General features: G+C 34.2%; 19 protein-coding genes. 15 read left to right on the forward strand and 4 right to left on the reverse strand.

The features are described 5' to 3' along the window. Positions 1-665: 665 nt before the first annotated feature. The 8 genes from NiCM35_RS02010 to NiCM35_RS02045 all read left to right on the forward strand — a co-directional run bounded on the left by NiCM35_RS02010 (position 666) and on the right by NiCM35_RS02045 (position 9,029). Positions 666-1,184: a DUF3841 domain-containing protein gene (locus NiCM35_RS02010; protein ID WP_433778446.1), complete on the forward strand. Its 519-nt coding sequence runs from the start codon at positions 666-668 to the stop codon at positions 1,182-1,184. A gap of 92 nt (positions 1,185-1,276) precedes the next feature. After that, entirely contained in the window at positions 1,277-2,158 is an 882-nt protein-coding gene (locus NiCM35_RS02015) for an NAD-dependent epimerase/dehydratase family protein (protein WP_095328350.1), read from the forward strand. Between the two features lie 384 nt (positions 2,159-2,542). After that, positions 2,543-2,845: an ArsR/SmtB family transcription factor gene (locus NiCM35_RS02020; protein WP_047940192.1), complete on the forward strand. Its 303-nt coding sequence runs from the start codon at positions 2,543-2,545 to the stop codon at positions 2,843-2,845. A 140-nt stretch (positions 2,846-2,985) separates the two neighbouring features. Next, positions 2,986-4,140 (forward strand): MFS transporter, encoded by a 1,155-nt coding sequence (locus NiCM35_RS02025; protein WP_163185618.1) that lies wholly within the window; start codon positions 2,986-2,988, stop codon positions 4,138-4,140. 347 nt (positions 4,141-4,487) lie between these two features. Further along, positions 4,488-5,510 (forward strand): AraC family transcriptional regulator, encoded by a 1,023-nt coding sequence (locus NiCM35_RS02030; protein ID WP_095328352.1) that lies wholly within the window; start codon positions 4,488-4,490, stop codon positions 5,508-5,510. An 85-nt stretch (positions 5,511-5,595) separates the two neighbouring features. Further along, positions 5,596-6,390, forward strand: a complete 795-nt coding sequence (locus tag NiCM35_RS02035) for an SDR family NAD(P)-dependent oxidoreductase (protein WP_123257561.1) — start codon at positions 5,596-5,598, stop codon at positions 6,388-6,390. 791 nt (positions 6,391-7,181) lie between these two features. Next, a complete protein-coding gene (locus NiCM35_RS02040) occupies positions 7,182-7,757 on the forward strand; it encodes a TetR/AcrR family transcriptional regulator (protein ID WP_095328354.1) in 576 nt (191 codons plus the stop codon). A gap of 60 nt (positions 7,758-7,817) precedes the next feature. Further along, complete coding sequence (locus NiCM35_RS02045) at positions 7,818-9,029, forward strand: MFS transporter (protein ID WP_433778449.1); 1,212 nt, start codon at positions 7,818-7,820, stop codon at positions 9,027-9,029. 530 nt (positions 9,030-9,559) lie between these two features. On the opposite strand, the gene NiCM35_RS02050 is transcribed toward NiCM35_RS02045, so the two are convergent. After that, complete coding sequence (locus NiCM35_RS02050; RefSeq protein WP_095328356.1) at positions 9,560-10,018, reverse strand: DinB family protein; 459 nt, start codon at positions 10,016-10,018, stop codon at positions 9,560-9,562. A gap of 130 nt (positions 10,019-10,148) precedes the next feature. Between NiCM35_RS02050 and NiCM35_RS02055 the strand changes: the two genes are divergently transcribed. The 6 genes from NiCM35_RS02055 to NiCM35_RS02080 all read left to right on the forward strand — a co-directional run bounded on the left by NiCM35_RS02055 (position 10,149) and on the right by NiCM35_RS02080 (position 15,054). Continuing rightward, complete coding sequence (locus tag NiCM35_RS02055) at positions 10,149-10,457, forward strand: hypothetical protein (protein ID WP_095328357.1); 309 nt, start codon at positions 10,149-10,151, stop codon at positions 10,455-10,457. 221 nt (positions 10,458-10,678) lie between these two features. Continuing rightward, entirely contained in the window at positions 10,679-11,371 is a 693-nt protein-coding gene (locus NiCM35_RS02060; RefSeq protein WP_095328358.1) for a response regulator transcription factor, read from the forward strand. Further along, a complete protein-coding gene (locus NiCM35_RS02065) occupies positions 11,349-13,610 on the forward strand; it encodes a histidine kinase dimerization/phospho-acceptor domain-containing protein (protein WP_433778451.1) in 2,262 nt (753 codons plus the stop codon). Before NiCM35_RS02060 ends, NiCM35_RS02065 begins: the two co-directional genes overlap by 23 nt. A gap of 11 nt (positions 13,611-13,621) precedes the next feature. Continuing rightward, entirely contained in the window at positions 13,622-13,792 is a 171-nt protein-coding gene (locus NiCM35_RS02070; RefSeq protein WP_156485459.1) for a hypothetical protein, read from the forward strand. Between the two features lie 121 nt (positions 13,793-13,913). Beyond that, positions 13,914-14,345 carry an NUDIX hydrolase gene (locus NiCM35_RS02075; RefSeq protein WP_433778454.1) on the forward strand — a complete coding sequence of 144 codons (432 nt, stop codon included), beginning with the start codon at positions 13,914-13,916 and terminating at the stop codon, positions 14,343-14,345. A 34-nt stretch (positions 14,346-14,379) separates the two neighbouring features. Then, a complete protein-coding gene (locus NiCM35_RS02080) occupies positions 14,380-15,054 on the forward strand; it encodes an HAD family hydrolase (RefSeq protein ID WP_249879503.1) in 675 nt (224 codons plus the stop codon). Between the two features lie 166 nt (positions 15,055-15,220). Here the strand turns inward: NiCM35_RS02080 and NiCM35_RS02085 are convergent, their stop codons facing one another. From NiCM35_RS02085 to NiCM35_RS02095, 3 genes are all read right to left on the reverse strand, one after another. Continuing rightward, a complete protein-coding gene (locus NiCM35_RS02085) occupies positions 15,221-15,724 on the reverse strand; it encodes a GNAT family N-acetyltransferase (RefSeq protein WP_163185606.1) in 504 nt (167 codons plus the stop codon). Between the two features lie 307 nt (positions 15,725-16,031). Further along, positions 16,032-16,283, reverse strand: a complete 252-nt coding sequence (locus NiCM35_RS02090; protein ID WP_123259517.1) for a YueH family protein — start codon at positions 16,281-16,283, stop codon at positions 16,032-16,034. A gap of 191 nt (positions 16,284-16,474) precedes the next feature. Next, the gene (locus tag NiCM35_RS02095) at positions 16,475-16,663 is read right to left on the reverse strand and encodes a hypothetical protein (protein ID WP_095328363.1); all 189 of its coding nucleotides are present in this window, start codon (positions 16,661-16,663) and stop codon (positions 16,475-16,477) included. A 356-nt stretch (positions 16,664-17,019) separates the two neighbouring features. On the opposite strand from NiCM35_RS02095, the gene NiCM35_RS02100 reads away from it, so the two are divergent. Then, positions 17,020-17,205 (forward strand): DUF3934 family protein, encoded by a 186-nt coding sequence (locus NiCM35_RS02100; protein ID WP_095328364.1) that lies wholly within the window; start codon positions 17,020-17,022, stop codon positions 17,203-17,205. Positions 17,206-17,242: the final 37 nt, after the last annotated feature.

Genomic DNA, 17,242 nt, shown 5'->3' on the forward strand with positions numbered 1-17,242 from the left:
GTTAGCAATAATTGGAATAGAAAGAATATAAGCGTGACGAAAAGGAGTAATACATATATACATATCCAGTGATGATAAAAACTTATCTACCAGTTACTGCGCTAAATCCATAAATTTATAGGCAAAAAAATAATGATAAAAAAGAAAAGCTGTAAAAGAAAATCGATATCGTTCAAATAAAAGAACAAATACAAATGTAGGCAAAAAATAGCGGCATTTATTAGTAAGATGAGTACGTATGATTGCATTTGCGGCAAATAAACATCTCCAGAAAAAATCTATTATAATTGGAAATCAAGGTTCATTCTAAAAAATTGAAGTAACAAAAGATAAGGACATTGCCGATAAGGCCGCTAATTTGAATGACTCCTTTTTTTAAGAAACCAAAGTTAATCCCAATGAGAGGAAGAAGCCAAAGGAGTATAATAGAAAGAGTATTGGGAATAGAGAAATCCATAAAAAATTCAAGGATATAAGCCATCAGCAATATAATAAAAATAACAAAAGATCCAACGCCAAAGAAAATCTGTATTATATCATCTCCTTTCCTATTTTGTTTAATATTACCATATTGTTGTTTTTTCGGAAATAGAAGAAAGCAAATGTCCTTATTTGATGGCTGTATTTGCAGCTTTTATAAAAATGAGAAGGAGCTTGATAGATAAATGCCTATATATTTCACCAACCAAACAATCGAAGTGGTAAATCAATTAAATAAAAATGGCTATTTAACTGGAAACGCAGAATTTTTAGATAAAGATTTTCTTCCTGCTTATAAATGGATGATAGAACAAATGAGTAAGAGGCTGAATCATAATGGTTCCTATCCTATTTGGGTGTGGACGACCAAACCAAATTTACAGAGGGAAGGACATTTTAATAGAGGAACAAAAGCTGTATGTTTAACAGTCGAGATACCAAAAAATCAAATTCTGTTTTCTGATTTTTATGCTTGGCATTGTGTGTTAAATAACGGTTTTTGCCCTATGACTGAGGAGGAAGATACTTTATTCGACGAGGGAAGATTAACGATTACAAAGGAACAAAGCTGGGAAAGAATTTTCGATTTAGCTAAATTGCGTAGCTCAGAAATGTGGAATAACGGGGACCAAGTTGTTCAAGGGGTGACACCCATAATCCAGAAAGAACAGATTGTAAATATAGAATATTTTATTGCAAAATAATAGTTTTATCGAAATAAAATCATGGATTAAAAAGAGGAATTAGCTTCATTCTATGGAATTTTTTAAATAACGTCATAGACTGGGAGAAAAAGATGAAAAATATATTAGTGCTAGGCGGCACCCGTTTTTTTGGAAGGAAGCTTGTGGAAATGCTTTTGAAAGAGGGACACCGTGTTACGATTCTGACTCGGGGGACAGTAAGTCATCCCTTTGGCAACGAAGTGAAACATATTATTGCTGATCGTTCTAGAAAGGAACAATTACAACATCATTTCGCAGGTCAAACCTATGATATTGTTTATGACAATATCTGTTATACGCCTAATGAAGCAAAAGACTTTTGTGAAGTATTTAATGGGAAAATTGGAAAGCTGGTGTTTACTTCCTCTTTATCTACTTATTCTGTAGATGGAAACGAAAAAAGGGAGGCAGATTTTCATCCATACAACTATCCTATACAACTTGAGAAGAACGAGTTTGTTTATGATGAAGGAAAGCGGCAGGCAGAAGCAGCATTTTTCCATTATGCAGATTTCCCCGTTGTTGCGGTAAGATTTCCAATTGTGTTAGGGGAAGATGATTACACGCGCCGCCTGCATTTTCATGTTGAGCGGATTCAACAGGATAGAATGATCGGCTTTGTTAATACGGAGGCAGAAATGTCCTTTATTCTTGCTTCGGAAGCGGCCGCATTTTTAAAGTGGGCAGGTTTTTCAGAGGTGGAAGGGCCATTTAATGCGACAGCAAATGGGAAGATTACAATGAAAAAATTAATCCATATAATCGAAAAGGTTACAGGGCATACTGCAAAAATTACCCTTGACGGAGATGAAGAAAATTTCTCTCCATATGCTATTCCTGCATCATGGTATATGAATACGGAAAAGGCAGAAAAAGCAGGATTTACGTTTACGAATCTGGATGATTGGCTGCCAGCTTTGATTAAGAAGATTGCAAAAGATAATAAAAAATAATGCACTACTGAAAATTTACAAAACAGGATAAAAACGTACCGAAGAAGAAATCCTCCGAGAATAAGACCATATTTAGTGTATGTCTTATTCTCGAAGGATGTTTTTGTTGAAAGGAAAAAGGAGAAAAAAAATTAAAGGAAGATACCTATTATAAAATGGTCTGTTCCGATTGCTAACAACGGAATTATCAATAATAGAAAAAATTTAGTTGATAGGATAAGTCATATACAAAAGATAAATAGCTCTACAAAAGCAATTTTCGGGATACTAGCAGTTGCTTTGTCAACGCAAGAATAGATGTTTATATTTTATAACACTTCCCTCATCTGTAAATTTAACTAAATACAAATTGACATATCGCATTTTTTAGATATAATAAAAGACATGAAACCTATTGAAATCTTTAAAGCCTTATCAAATGAATCAAGGCTGCAAATTTTACACTGGCTAAAAGAACCTGAACGTCATTTTGTACCCCATGAAGGGATTGATATGAGAAAAACAGGGGTATGCGTTAGTCAAATAACAGAGCAATTAAAAATGACGCAATCGACAGCTTCTCAATACCTAAATATACTTTTGCGAGCTGGTTTGATTAAGACAGAGCGTATTGGAAAGTATACGTATTACAAAAGAGATGAAGAAGCAATAAAAAATATTGCAGCTATTTTGGAGCAAGAGATCTAAAGTAAATGTAACTGAATTCTCTCGGAGAATTCAGCTTTATTTACGCTAAACATATCGACATATCACGATATGTTTATAATTATGATTCTCATATCGTCTTTTCTAGATATGTGAATATATTATACGAAGGAGAGATTATTTTGTCTAACACATTTAAAATTTATATTTTAGCACTTATTAGTTTTTTAGTTGGAACATCGGAGTATATTATCTCTGGTGTATTGGATAACATTGCAGATTCACTAGGAATTACTTTGGCGGCTGCAGGACAATTAATAACGATATTTTCACTTGTCTATGCAATCTTTACACCCATTCTTATGGCACTTACGGCAAGCATGGATAGACGCAAGCTTATAATCGTATCATTAGGCTTGTTTGTGATAGCAAACATACTTGCATTCTTATTGCCAGGTTACACGTTATTTGTTTTCTCAAGAATAATAATGGCACTAGGTGCTGGAATGGTAGTTGTTACAGCTCTGACTATCGCGGCAAAAATAGCACCTGATGGTAAACAAGGTAGTGCAATAGCTACTGTAGTCATGGGCTTTACAGCATCTTTAATCATTGGTGTTCCTCTAGGGCGAATTATTACAGATGCATTTGACTGGAAAGCAGTATTTGGCGGAATTGCGTTACTTGGATTATTAGCGATGATCATCATCTCATTTGTAATACCACCAACAAAAGGGGATGAACCGGTTCCATTAATACAACAACTTTCTCTACTAAAGGATCGAAAAGTAGCGATTGGTTTATCCATCACCTTCTTTTGGCTTGGCGGGTATTCAGTTGCTTATACCTATTTATCTCCTTACCTTTTGAACATTTCGGGTATCCATGAAAAATTATTAAGTGGTGTTCTGCTTATATTCGGAGTTGCTAGTTTATTCGGCTCGAAATTCGGTGGTTATAGTACAGACAAATGGGGTGTATCACGTACATTAATAGGTTCAATGCTACTACACATTGTTATGCTTATTCTTTTATCATTAATCACGCACATTTATGTTGGTGTTGTAATCATCCTAATATTGTGGTCCTTTGCTGCGTGGACATCAGCTCCAGCACAACAGTTCAATTTGGCAACCATAAAACCAGAATCATCAGGTGTGCTTCTAGGACTAAACCAGTCAATGATGCAATTATCGATGGCTGCAGGGGCAGGAATTGGTGGGATATTTGTAGAAAAAGTATCGCTAGGTTCCATAACCTGGGTAGGAGTACTTGGATTAGCTATAGCTATTTTTATGGTATTAAAGTCTTCGCGTGGCAGCTACATAAAAAGTTGAAAACAAGGTGAAAGGAACAAAAGATTTCAAGTATAATAGGTTTCTCTTTTAGAACACAAAAAGGAAAAGACAATCCAATTAGATATGTAATTAACATGAAAAACGACCGGATTTCTGTCTGGCCGTTTTTCATATCCTATATACGCCAACAATAAGAAATAAAATGGAATAGTAACGACTAATAAAAAATCATTATTTATAATATTGGCGTAGTTTGCAAGTGATTTGTCGCGGTTTGCTAGTTACAAGACATTATCGGGGAGGTATTATTAAACGGTACCATTTGTAAAGAAGGACACAATTACACTTAAAACCTACTAATGTAAATAGAGAAAGGAGGCCCATATATGACGTTGTATGCTTCTGACCGTATTAAAGTTCCGGCAGGATTTTGGACAGGATTAAGTCAATTGGGGATAGACGCTCTCGATGTAGTTCGAAAAGCACAATTGCCATTAACCATTATTTCTGATTCAGTTGTCACCACAGCCCAATATTTTGCGATATGGCAGGCTTATGCCGCTCTCATTGATGACACTGCGAAAGGAATCATCAAGCTTGCGACATCCTTTGAAACAGATCATTTCCCACCGACTGTCTTAGCAACTTACCATGCTCGTGACTACCGTGATGCCTTAAAGCGGATGGCTAGGTATAAACAACTGTGCCCTCCTGAAAGCTTACATATTACCGAGGAAGGGGAACACTGTACAATTGAAATAAAATCATTGCATAGTGAACAACCCGGTCTGACCATATTAATTGGTATTACGATGGCATTTCTTCTCGAACTGGGACGTCGGGGTACAGGTCAACATTTGACAGCAAGCTTCGTAGAATTTTCGACCCATTCAATTGGCGACCTACAGTTACTTGAAGCTTACTTTGGCTGCCGAATTCAGCTCGGTACAAATTGTAACAGGTTGACTATACATCGAGCAGATCTAGATCGTCCCTTTGTCTCATACAATGCAGAATTGCTAGAAATATTAACTCCCGTACTGGAACAGTCGTTGAATGAGCAGGCACGAGGACCTTCTATTACTGAGACAGTCAAGTGGATCATGAAACGCAGCCTAACAGGAGGTCGCCCTGATATTCAGACTATCGCGAGCGAGTTAGGGGTAAGCGATCGTACCTTGCAGCGGCGGCTTATGGAAGAAGGCACGAGCTTTAAGCATTTGTTAACAAAAGTTCGACATGAGCAGGCAAAAGAGTACCTGGCAGACCCCTCACTTGATATTAAAGAGGTCGCCTTTTTAATTGGATATGAAGACCAAAGCTCCTTCTATCGAGCCTTTCATCTTTGGGAAGGCGCTACTCCTTTAAAATGGCGCACTGAATATTTCGGTTTAAACTTGATTAATTGACCGTTTACTTTTGGAACTGTATTAACAGTCGGATAAGTATTAATAATAACTAGAATTTACTTAAAACTAAAAGGAGCAATGGATTATGCAGCTAGATTTAAAAAATAAAACAGCTTTAGTCACTGGATCATCAAGAGGGATCGGCAAAGGAATTGCCATTGAACTAGCAAAAGAAGGTGTTAATGTACTAATTAATGGCCGAAATTACGAGGAGGTGGAACAAACTGTAAATGAAATTAAACTAGAGTTCCCTGATACCTTCCCTCAAAATGCCACTGTTGATATAGTAGATATTCAACAAAGGGAAGCATTATTTAAAAAGCATCCTCAAATTGATATTTTAGTTAACAATATGGGGATTTATGAAATAATGAAATACGAGGACGTCAACGATGAAGTATGGGAAAAGTATATCCATACCAATGTTCTTGCCGCAAATGGATTATCTAAATTTTACTTACCGAAAATGATAAAAAATAATTTTGGTAGAATTATTTTTATTGCGAGTGAAGAAGCAGTTATGCCTTCGGGACAAATGCCGCAATATTGTATGACAAAAACAATGCTATTATCATTGTCAAAAAGTCTATCTAAATTAACAATAGGAAAAGAAGTCACTGTTAATACGATTATGCCAGGTCCAACACTCTCCGAAAATGTTCATCAAATAATTGAGGGGATGTATCCTAATGAAGATATGACATTTTCAGAAAAAGAGAAAAAATTTATGACTACAAATCTACCTCAGTCTGAAATCCAGCGATTTATCAGACCAACTGAGATAGGTAGATTAGCTGCCTTTATATGCAGCCCTTATGCATCCGCCTTCAAAGGTTCTCCGATCCGTATGGATGGAGGTATGGTACCGACTATTTTCTAGCACCTTTATTAAACAACTCTTCGTCAAATATCAAGAGGGTATGCTTTCTTTTTCTGTTTCGTGTTGTTTACTGAAAATCACTCTTTTACTATTTATGCGAACTGCGCACCACTATTATTTTAAAGCCTAATATTTATACATAGTGCTTTTGTGAATAAAAATAAACAATTAAAATGTTCTATTTGTACTAAATAAATTGAAACTAATGAAAGTCTTGAGGTTGAACTAAAATTGTCCAACCCAGCTAAAATGCTTATGAAGTTTTTGAATGCATCACTGTGCAAGCATACTAATATTACTCTGTTCAGTATGAAAAAAGGTGAGTTTTTTAACTCATCTCAGACTGTAGACAAACTCCTGAATTTTGGAAATAGAAGTTTGAGTAAAGTATATTTATTAATCTCTTTGAATTTAGACGTTACTTTCCGCTCCGGGGGTTCGCTTTCCGTGGGGCTCGCGCTGAGCCGCTTCGGCTTACAGCCTTCAGGGTCTCAGACTGTCTCGCTAATCCCACAGGAGTCTCACCCCCTCCACTCCAAGCAACGCATGAAAATGCATTTTTACTTCTCCAATATCTTTTTGTCGACAAGCTAAGGTGAGTTTTTTAACTCATCTTTTTCATCTCCTTATGTCGCAAATTTATTAATTCAATGTATTCTAAAGCACAAAAGAACATTTTTCATTGTTCCAGAAAAGCGCTCTTAACATAAGATTTGATTAAGAATATGTTTTTTCTGGACTTTTCGTTCCGGAAACTTTATACTACTTTATATGAATGGGGGTGTTATAAATTGGGTAGAAGGATTAGCTTTAATAAAGAACAGGCTTTGAATAAAGCTATGTATTTATTTTGGGAAAAAGGCTATGATGCTACATACATATCAGATCTTATTGAAAAGATGGGAATAAGTCGATCAACACTCTATGAGAGTTTTGGAGATAAGGATGAACTATTTAAACTGGTTTTAGAACATTATAAAAACTATGGTCGCCAAAAAAGAAATTTACTTTTTAGCGGAATAGACACTAAAGGATCACTTAAATCTTTTTTTTATCAACATATTGAAAAATGCTATTCAGATGACAATCCAAAAAGTTGTATTATAACTAATTCTTCACTGCTTATTGGACATATTGATCCTTCCATAGAAGAAATACTTATAAATGATTTTAATGAATTAGAAAAAGTATTTAAGCAAGTCATTGAAGAAGGAAAAAAGAAAGGAGAAATTTCACAAGAGGCTGACTCTGAATTAGTTGCATATTCTTTATTAAGTTTAAATCATAGCATTAATTTAATGTCCAGATACAAAAAAGAGAAAAATCTAGCCTATAATCTAGTGGATAAGACTATTGCAGACCTATAGTCTTTCTTTTTTTAGTATTTCGGAACGATCGTACCAAAATAAACAAAAGGATTGATAAAATTGATTAAAAAAACAAATTTTCTAATTTTCATTTTGGCAATTAGTTGCGGATCACTTGCTGCTAATATTTACTATGCTCAACCAATCGTACAGTTCATTGCAAAAGATCTAAACATCTCTTCTAATTTATCAGGATTGCTCACTACTTTGACCCAAATTGGATATGGATTGGGATTATTTTTTATTGTTCCAATGGCTGACTTATTTAAAAGCAAAAAAATAATTACTATTCTGATCGGGCTAACCGTTATTTCATTAATTGGTACACTGATTTCTTCTAATGGAATTGTCTTTTTGTTATTAACAATCATCATTGGTATTGGGGCCTGTGCAGCTCAAATATTAGTTCCACTAACTATAAGGATTGTACCTGTTGGGGAGACAGGTAAATATGTAGGTAAAGTGATGAGTGGTTTATTGATTGGAATTATGATTGCTCGTCCACTATCTATCGGAATAACTGAATGGTACGGCTGGAGAATGGTTTTTCTATTTTCATTAATAATCCTTGTTGCTGTATTACTGATTATTTTAAAATTTTTGCCTAATTATGAAGTTGTATCAAATAGTAATATGTCATATTCCAATTTAATTGCTTCTATGGTGAAGCTGCTAATAAATACTTCTCCTTTACAACAAAGAGCATTTTATCACGCATGTTTATTTGCAACATTTAGCCTTTATTGGACGGTACTCCCAATTTTATTAAGGTCGGAACCATTAGATTTTTCAAATAATGAAATTGCATTAATTGGATTTGTTGCAATTGCTGGTGCTTTATTAACTCCTACTATTGGTAAACTAGCAGATAAAGGCTATATTTTTGCAATGACTAATGTATCAATGGCACTCGTTCTATTATCTATCGTACTATTATTTTTTGTTCAAGATCATTCACCATTGAGTGTAATTCTGATCTTAATTTCAGGCATTAGCATCGATGTTGGGGTATCAGGAAATTTATTATTAGGTCAAAAAGTTATTTTTAGTTTGAACCCCGAGGAAAGAAATAGACTTAATGGATTATATATGACTATTTTCTTTTTAGGAGGAGCATTTGGTTCATGGATTGGAAGTTATTCATACTATAAATTTAATAGTGAAGTACCATTGCTAATTGGAACAGCTTTGCCTTTAATCGCCTTATTAGTTCATTTAATAAAAAATAATACAATCAATATAGCAAAAAACAATAGTAAAAATATATCCTGATTATCTAAATGCCTCCAAAAGCTAGAGTCAGATTCTAATTTTAGGACGGTAGTAGCGATATCTGCTAACTCAGGAGCATATTATTATTTATCTTTATTCGTTAGATCAAGGAATCCTTAAAGAATAAGGCTCGTATTAAGTAAGGGAAATGAAAACGCCCGAATTTCTATTTCTCCTTTTGAGGTGGGTGCGAGAGCTAGTTAATCGGTCACGCCTCAAAAGCTGAAATTAGAAATGATGGCCAATGACGAGTTTAATAGATATCCTCAAGGAATCTGGTTTGCATATAAACTTTACAAAATTTTTTTAAACAGCTGTATTAGGATAGATCAATTTTAACAGTTGCTACAGGAGAGGAGTATTTTATTTACTGACCATGCTGTTGAACATATAGTTTTTAAGTATACTAAATCATTTGTACAAACTGGTGGGGATATCCCTCTTGTTATGGAATCAATTAGTCTGATATATTACTCTACATAAATGCGACTAGGGAAAGCTAAGACTTGCTGGAGACCGACTATTTTTAGTTAGATAAGTTTTTTTATATCATTAATCACCTGTAAATGCATGCCTTCGTGAAAAATCGTACGAACCAGCACTTGTTCGATTGTATGCATGCCCATATCAATTGGTGGATATTCTTTTTCGAGAATAGCTCCATATTTCTCTAATATTGCTTGTGGTTGTGATTGCAAAAGTACTTTTAATTCCGTAAAAGAAGGTGTCTCCACTGTAAAGTTGGCTGGCGTAGTACCGAAACCAAACCATTGATTGAATTGTTTTGAGATAGCAGTGGGTACTTTAGTCAATGCCTCAATCCATAATAACTGGTCAACGTATAGGTGACCAAGATTCCAGCGGATATTATTCCTAAAGCCCGCTGGAATAATTTCTGCTTGTTCTTCTGTCACCAATTCAACAGTCCCTAAAAGTTCCTTTCGATAGGTTTCTAATTGTTTAAGCAAAACTTCCTGACGTGGTTTCATTTTATCCACTCCCTAAACATTAATTTACTCTAAACATTCGCTGTATTTTTGTTTTTTCCTGCACTGGAAGAATAGAGATTTGTCTAGCGGAAATACTAGAAAAAACAGAATTACAGTTAGGAGAAGAACAATGCCTCGCAAGGATGTAGAGATTAGTGAAGAAGTAGAAAAGGAACAGACGAATACGAAAAAGAAAGAAGGAGAAGAAGATAAATTAAACCGGATGCTGGCAGCCGTATTGGAGTATATTTCCGATGATGAAGTAGAAGAAATCGACATTGATTACATATTGGATCAGACAGAAGGACTACGCGACTGGTGGAATCAATACCGAGAGAAAAACCGCAAACGCATGGAGAAAGAAATAAAAGAGTCATTAGGGGAATTATCCCTTGAAGAATTGGAGAAGATACGGGAACAAATAAAGGCAAAGCAATAAAAAAAATGGTTTTCATCGTCACTGTTGAAAACCATTTTTTAATTTTTTTATTAAAAAAGCAGAAAAATGTGGATGTGAACAGCATTTTCCTTTGATAGAATAAGAGAATCGAATTGGTAGATACAATATTAAGAAATTCTTAAGAATTTTGCTTGGCAGATGTTAAGAATTTTTTTCTATGATAGAGACAGCGAAAGAGAGAGAAAGCAGGTGGTTTTAAGGTGGAAAATGTCAATGTGCTCGTGGTGGACGATGAAAAAGAAATAAGAGATGCTATTGAAATTTATCTTAAAAACGAAGGGATTACGGTATTAAAAGCAAGTGATGGAATAGAGGCATTGGAGATTTTAATGGGAGAAACAGTCCATTTAATTTTAATGGATATTATGATGCCAAATTTAGATGGAATTTCGGCTACTTATAAAATTCGCGAGCAAAAAAATATTCCGATTATTATGCTGACAGCCAAAAGCGAGGATACAGATAAAATATTGGGATTGCAAATAGGGGCAGATGATTATATCACAAAGCCATTTAATCCAATGGAGCTTGTTGCACGAGTGAAATCGCAGTTGCGAAGATATGTAACACTTGGCACCTTTGATGGTGTGAAGAAAAAAATAGACCTTCATGGATTAACATTAGACCAGGAGGCGAAAGAAGTTGCGGTAAATGGAGAAAGTGTAAAGCTGACTCCGATTGAATATAAAATTGTTGTTTTATTGATGAAAAATGCAGGCAGAGTATTCTCGATTGCAGAAATTTATGAAAGTGTTTGGAAAGAACCTGGATACAATGCCGAAAATACGGTAGCAGTACATATACGAAAAATACGTGAAAAAATTGAAGTGGATCCAAAAAATCCTCGCTTCTTAAAGGTGGTGTGGGGCATTGGCTACAAAATCGAGAAGTAAAGGCTTTTTTATTGTTTGGACACTGCTTATTACACTCGCGCTGAGTGGAATTGTATCTGTAGATATGTGGTTTAACCGTTATTTACACACGGATTTTTATCAAACATCGATATTTCAAGAAAGAATGCAATATTATAAGGATCTTCTAAGTGAAAATGAGTTATATTATGTTCCGATTGAAGAGGCAAAGAAAAAAATAACCGTATCAGCTAAAGAAATAAATGAATACCGTTATTATTATGGTGATTTAAATGAACAAATTCAAAACATAAAAAGTCAGTATGAAGAGCAAATTCAGACCGCTAAAGAAACAGGAAGCTCAGAAGCAGAACAGCTATATACAGAAGAAAGAGATAAGAAAATAGCTGATATTACGAAAAATTTCCAAAGTGATGAATACGTAGAAGATAAGATTAAGAAAGAAAAAGCAAGGCAATTAGATGAATACTATCAAGAATTACAGAATAGAGAATATGAGTATAAAGACTGGACTGATTCCTTCCTTTTTTATTTTGAAAATAACAAAACTGGAAAAATAGTAACAAATGTTGATCTTGCACCTGGCGAAACGATTGAGAGTAAGCTGAAACAGAAAAAAACAAAATTTCTTAGCGATATCCATATAGACCCAAAAGATGAGTGGGAACAGCATTATATTTCAATAAATTCTCCTTGGTATGAGTTTGGTGATTCCGATGATGTTGCTATAGAAGTGTCTATTCTAAATGACATCAAGAAGAATATCGGCAGCTTTGAAGGAGTTATTGCGGTTCCTGAAAATCTAAGTGCCAAGAGTATGCTGCATACAGACATGGATAATTATAAAACGCAACAAAAGCAAGTGATCTACTTTAGTGTTATTAGTATCATCAGCCTAGTTGCCAGCTGTATTCTCCTTTTAACAAAAAGAAGAAATTTAACACAATGGGAGTTCCCATTTTATAAGAAAATTCCTATTGATATTGGGATTATTTTTCTCCTTATAAGTATAGCTGTTGCCATTATAAGTGTATGGGGAGTAAATGATCAAATAGAATTAGCTTTATATAATGAGGGCTCCTTTTGGAAGGAAATTATATTATTTGGCTGTTTAGCTTGGCTGTTTATATCCTTGTCCTTTATCCAAATGTCTCTATTATATAAGGAAATAGTAAAAGGCGATAAATCAATTTGGACAAAAACATTTGTTGGAAAATGTGTTAAAACAATCGGAAAACCAATGCTGCTATTATTTTCAAGTAGAAGTCCATTGACTAAATTAATCCTTTGTTTAATGATTGTTTTCGCGCTAGGATTTTGTTTAATGGCAGTGATTGTGGAGCCATTTTTTGTGTTGTTCTTTCTTATTGCAGTCATAATTATCGGCATACCAGCCATCCATTATTTAGTGAAAAATGCAAAGTCTCTAGGTCAGTTAGTTCTATATACAAAGGAGATCAGGAACGGCCGAAAAGTAAGTGATTTAGATATAAAAGCATCTAGTGAACTTTCCGCATTAGCAGAGACAATCAATACACTAAAAAATGGCGTGATTTATTCTCAAAATGCCCAAGAAAAAAGTGAACGCCTAAAAACCGAGTTAATTACGAATGTCAGTCATGATTTGCGAACACCTTTAACATCAATCATCAATTACACGGAATTATTGAAGAATAAAAATCTATCTGAGGAAGAAAAAGAGGGATATCTAGCTATTATCGATCGGAAATCTCAACGATTAAAAGTATTAATTGATGATTTATTCGAGGTTTCGAAAATGGTCAGCGGCAATGTGGAATTAAAGAAGGAAAAAATAGACTTAGTGCAGCTTTTACAGCAAGCGTTAGGTGAATATGATGAAACAATTAAAGCGACAACACTTGATTTTCGTGTAACCAATCAAGAACCGTCGATTTATGCAACTGTAGATGGTCAGAAGCTTTGGAGAGTATTTGATAATTTAATAGGCAATATTTTGAAATATTCTTTAGAGCATTCGCGTGTCTATATTTCCATTAAACTAGAAAAAGACCAAGCTATTTTGCAGTTTAAAAATATATCTAAGTATGAGCTTGACGATAATCTTGATGAATTATATGAGCGTTTTAAACGAGGGGATACATCGAGGCATACAGAAGGATCAGGTCTAGGACTTGCGATTGCGAAATCAATCATAGATCTACACCAAGGCATGATGAAAATCGAGACAGATGGCGATCTATTTAAAGTTACGCTCGCATTAAATCTAAGCGATTTGTAGTGAAAAGAAGTATGAATAAAAAACAAGCAGCCAAGCTGTATGCCTTAATATTTCCGATTACTCGCAATAAAAAGACAGCAACAAAAATAGTAATGGAAATGCTTCAGGCCGATGATAACCTAGGAGAGAAAGAATTAGCCCGCAAAGCAGTTAATAGAGCCATTGAAATGGTGAAAAAATAAATACGAAAAAATACTTTCTTTTCAACTAGAAAAGGAGGTATTTTTTCGTAGGAGAAATTTATGGTAAAATAATGGAAAGATTGCAAAAAATCGCAAAAAAAGAAGGGATGGGGGAAAGCAATTGACTCAAAATACACAACCGCAATATGCGCCGCCTAAACATATTGTTTCGGCTGCTTCGATTGTCATCAATGAACAAAAGGAAATTTTATTAATCAAAGGACCCAAAAGAGGCTGGGAAATGCCAGGTGGCCAAGTGGAAGAGGGAGAGTCACTGAAAGCTGCCGTGATTAGAGAAACAAAAGAGGAATCAGGAATTGATATTGAAGTAATAAAATTTTGTGGAATCTTTCAAAATGTAAAACGTTCTATATGCAATACATTATTCCTAGCTAAACCGGTTGGCGGGGAATTCGCTACATCACTAGAAAGCTTAGAAGTAGGATTTTTCCCTATTGAGGAAGCGCTCAATATGGTGAAATATAAGAATTTTAGACAAAGAATAGAATACTGTTTGGATGAGAAGCGACAACCTTTTTATGTGGGATTTTAAAGAGATTAAGATTTAAATAGAAAGGCAGTGAATGATGAGCAGCTATAAAGCAGTTCTATTTGATTTAGATGATACTTTGCTTGATAGAGATAAAGCAGTAGAAAAGTTATTTTTCATTCTGTTAGAAAAGTGTTATGTAGATATTAGTGATTCCTTAAAAAGGGAAATGTTGTTAGAATTCAAAGAACAGGACAAGCAAAGCTACGGTCAAAAAGATAAAACAAAAGTTTTAGAATCATTTTTTGCTATGTTTCCACCAAAATACAGAATTCCACATAATGACATATTAGCTTTTTGGAATAAGCATTTTCCCTATTGTTTTTCTGTGAACCAAGAGAGAATAAATATAGTAAATAAGATAAAGAATAAAGCGAGGGTAGCAATTATCACAAATGGTACAATCCATAGACAAAAAGCAAAAATTCAGAACACCAATTTACATAGCTATTTTGATCCAATTATTATTTCCGATGAAGTGGGATTGAGTAAACCAGACAAACGTATATTTGAACTGGCTTTAAATATGCTGAATGTTCAGCCAGAGGAAGCATTATTCGTTGGGGATGACATAGAAATAGATATAAATGGTTGTCAAAATGCCCATATAAAAGGTGTATGGTTTAATCCTCGAAAGATCAAGAATCCTACCGAGATTAAGCCATTTGCCGAAATTCATTCTTTTGATTGTTTATTAAATTATTTTTCATAAGATAATAATGTTGGTTTCAGAAAACAGAAGTAGACGTATACTTCCATAAGGATTCGCACACATTTTTTAAATGTACCTGCGTGAATATCTAAAAAGGCTGAACCATCCGGTATAGAAAAAAGGGGGATGATCCCTTTTTTCTTACAATAAATAACTATCTATTTACCTATAAAACAAACGCAAAATAAGCTTCTTCCTGCTCAGTATCCTCGAAATATTTAATGCCCATATACTGAAAACCAATTTTGCCGAGTACATCTAAGGAAGCTTTGTTCTCAATACTTGCAGAAGCAATTACTTTTTGGATATTCCCTTGCTCTTTTGCGAACGTTAAACAGGCAATGCCAGCTTCTGTAGCATACCCTTTATTCCAATTAGCTTTGGAGAAATGGAAAATAAGTTCAGCTTGATCAACAGATTCTTCAATATTAAAGCCTGCTGCTCCAATAACTTGATTGGTTGTCAAATCAATAACACCATAAACGGAAAGGCCAAAATCTTTTTGGCATTGCTGATAAAAGTCAATAACTTGAGGCAATAATGCAGAGGAAGTGCTGCCACCACAATATTTCATAACTTCTTCATTTCCCCAAAATTGTTCACATGCATCTATATCTTCTATTGTTAATAAACGAAATCCTAGTCGCTCACTTGCAAAAAGTAAATCCAATAAAAAAACTCCTTTAAAAAATTCTAGTGTTTATCTTAATCATTTTAGCGTATTGGAGCCCGTTTATGCAAAATTAAATTGTCTCAGACCGCACTAGTGGAGATATTCTAGACCGAAAAATAGAGGATCGTAAAAAATCACAAGGATAACAAATTATATACAATTAGAAAGGTAGAATGGGTTCTTAACGGTCAGCAAGAGTCAAACTATTTGAGGAAATTAGATGGGAAAATCGCTGTTAGATCAGAAGGTTACAACAAACCATCAAGTGGGCGATAACCTTCCACTTGATGGAAGTTATAATATATTATGAAGTTTCATATTTACTAATAGAAGTTGTGATACTTTCAGCTAGTTGGGAACAGTCTCCTTCAAACATGTGAAAAGTTAAAGAATGTAGTAAATGGTCGAATTGATCATGTGGAGATTCTTCATTGCTTATTTCGGTAGACCAATTAATTTTAGGGATGGAAATAACAAACGAATCAGTTGTTTTCATGATGTATAGTTTCGTATCTTTTAGTCCATGTTGGGCAATATCTTCTAATAAAGTAATCATTTCAACAACCTCCCCCTATTTTTATTTCCATTATACTCCTTTTTTTCGACGTAATTTTCCAAAAATAGAAAATTTAATAAAATTGTTAAAGGATTGTTATGCTTGAAATAAAAAGAGGGAGGATTATATTTTGTTATTCTTATCGAGAAGAAGAATTTAATCATGATAATTTTTAACTCATTATAAGTATCTTATTGAAAAAATGGGATATTTTGAAAAAATGAAACGGTAAGAATTATCGTGAATAAAGAGCCAGCAGATGTTAATAAAACGATTTTGCGATTGTTTTGTTCTTTCGATGGCTTCAAAAGCTCATAAATTTGTATAGACCATACAGCTATTGCGGCTAATGCAATAATAAAGATAGCGGTACTATTCATATTTTTCACTCCTCAGGACAGTTTTTTATGATCTATCATTTGTAGAAGAGATGACTGTCTATTATAAAGCGTATTACTTTAAAATCAATTTTATCTTCACAAAAGTCATCTTCATCATATTCTACGGATTTGATAGAAAAATGGTTTCATTTTTTTAGTGCCATATTTTGCTATGGAGAAAACGCGAAAGTTGTAGAGAAGAGAAAGCACGAGAAATCAACTTTTGAAAAGGTTAATGTTTCAAACAATAGCAGACTGTTATATACTTATAGTTCATTATGTACGTTTTTTACCAGAATAAAAGGATAAGACTAACTAATGATACGTAATATATAAGAAAAATCGGAGTTGATTTTATGAGTAAAGCTAAGGCTAAAGGTAAAGGCGGTACAGGCAGAGGAACAGATAAAAAAGGCTGGAATCGTTGGCAGGCTAGTGCCAATAAAGCTAAGAGTAACAAACCCTATAAAAGCAAAGGGGTTAAGAATCGTAAAAATACAGAAAATACTAGCAATCCTGCTACAACCGAAAAAAAGAACTAATCTCCATATTTAGGATTTCTTACTGAATAGATAAAGT

Origin of the sequence: Niallia sp. M35 (assembly GCF_050971705.1) — a bacterium.
Classification (GTDB): Bacteria; Bacillota; Bacilli; order Bacillales; family Cytobacillaceae; genus Niallia; species Niallia circulans_A.

What these genes read in the sequence shown, in the direction of transcription:
- NiCM35_RS02050 (WP_095328356.1), bottom strand. Translation starts at nt 10,018, where the DNA reads ATGAAACCACGTCAGGAAGTTTTGCTTAAACAATTAGAAACCTATCGA.
- NiCM35_RS02020 (WP_047940192.1), top strand. Translation starts at nt 2,543, where the DNA reads ATGAAACCTATTGAAATCTTTAAAGCCTTATCAAATGAATCAAGGCTG.
- NiCM35_RS02090 (WP_123259517.1), bottom strand. Translation starts at nt 16,283, where the DNA reads ATGATTACTTTATTAGAAGATATTGCCCAACATGGACTAAAAGATACG.
- NiCM35_RS02070 (WP_156485459.1), top strand. Translation starts at nt 13,622, where the DNA reads ATGAATAAAAAACAAGCAGCCAAGCTGTATGCCTTAATATTTCCGATT.
- NiCM35_RS02095 (WP_095328363.1), bottom strand. Translation starts at nt 16,663, where the DNA reads ATGAATAGTACCGCTATCTTTATTATTGCATTAGCCGCAATAGCTGTA.
- NiCM35_RS02055 (WP_095328357.1), top strand. Translation starts at nt 10,149, where the DNA reads ATGCCTCGCAAGGATGTAGAGATTAGTGAAGAAGTAGAAAAGGAACAG.
- NiCM35_RS02030 (WP_095328352.1), top strand. Translation starts at nt 4,488, where the DNA reads ATGACGTTGTATGCTTCTGACCGTATTAAAGTTCCGGCAGGATTTTGG.
- NiCM35_RS02035 (WP_123257561.1), top strand. Translation starts at nt 5,596, where the DNA reads ATGCAGCTAGATTTAAAAAATAAAACAGCTTTAGTCACTGGATCATCA.
- NiCM35_RS02100 (WP_095328364.1), top strand. Translation starts at nt 17,020, where the DNA reads ATGAGTAAAGCTAAGGCTAAAGGTAAAGGCGGTACAGGCAGAGGAACA.
- NiCM35_RS02010 (WP_433778446.1), top strand. Translation starts at nt 666, where the DNA reads ATGCCTATATATTTCACCAACCAAACAATCGAAGTGGTAAATCAATTA.
- NiCM35_RS02015 (WP_095328350.1), top strand. Translation starts at nt 1,277, where the DNA reads ATGAAAAATATATTAGTGCTAGGCGGCACCCGTTTTTTTGGAAGGAAG.
- NiCM35_RS02080 (WP_249879503.1), top strand. Translation starts at nt 14,380, where the DNA reads ATGAGCAGCTATAAAGCAGTTCTATTTGATTTAGATGATACTTTGCTT.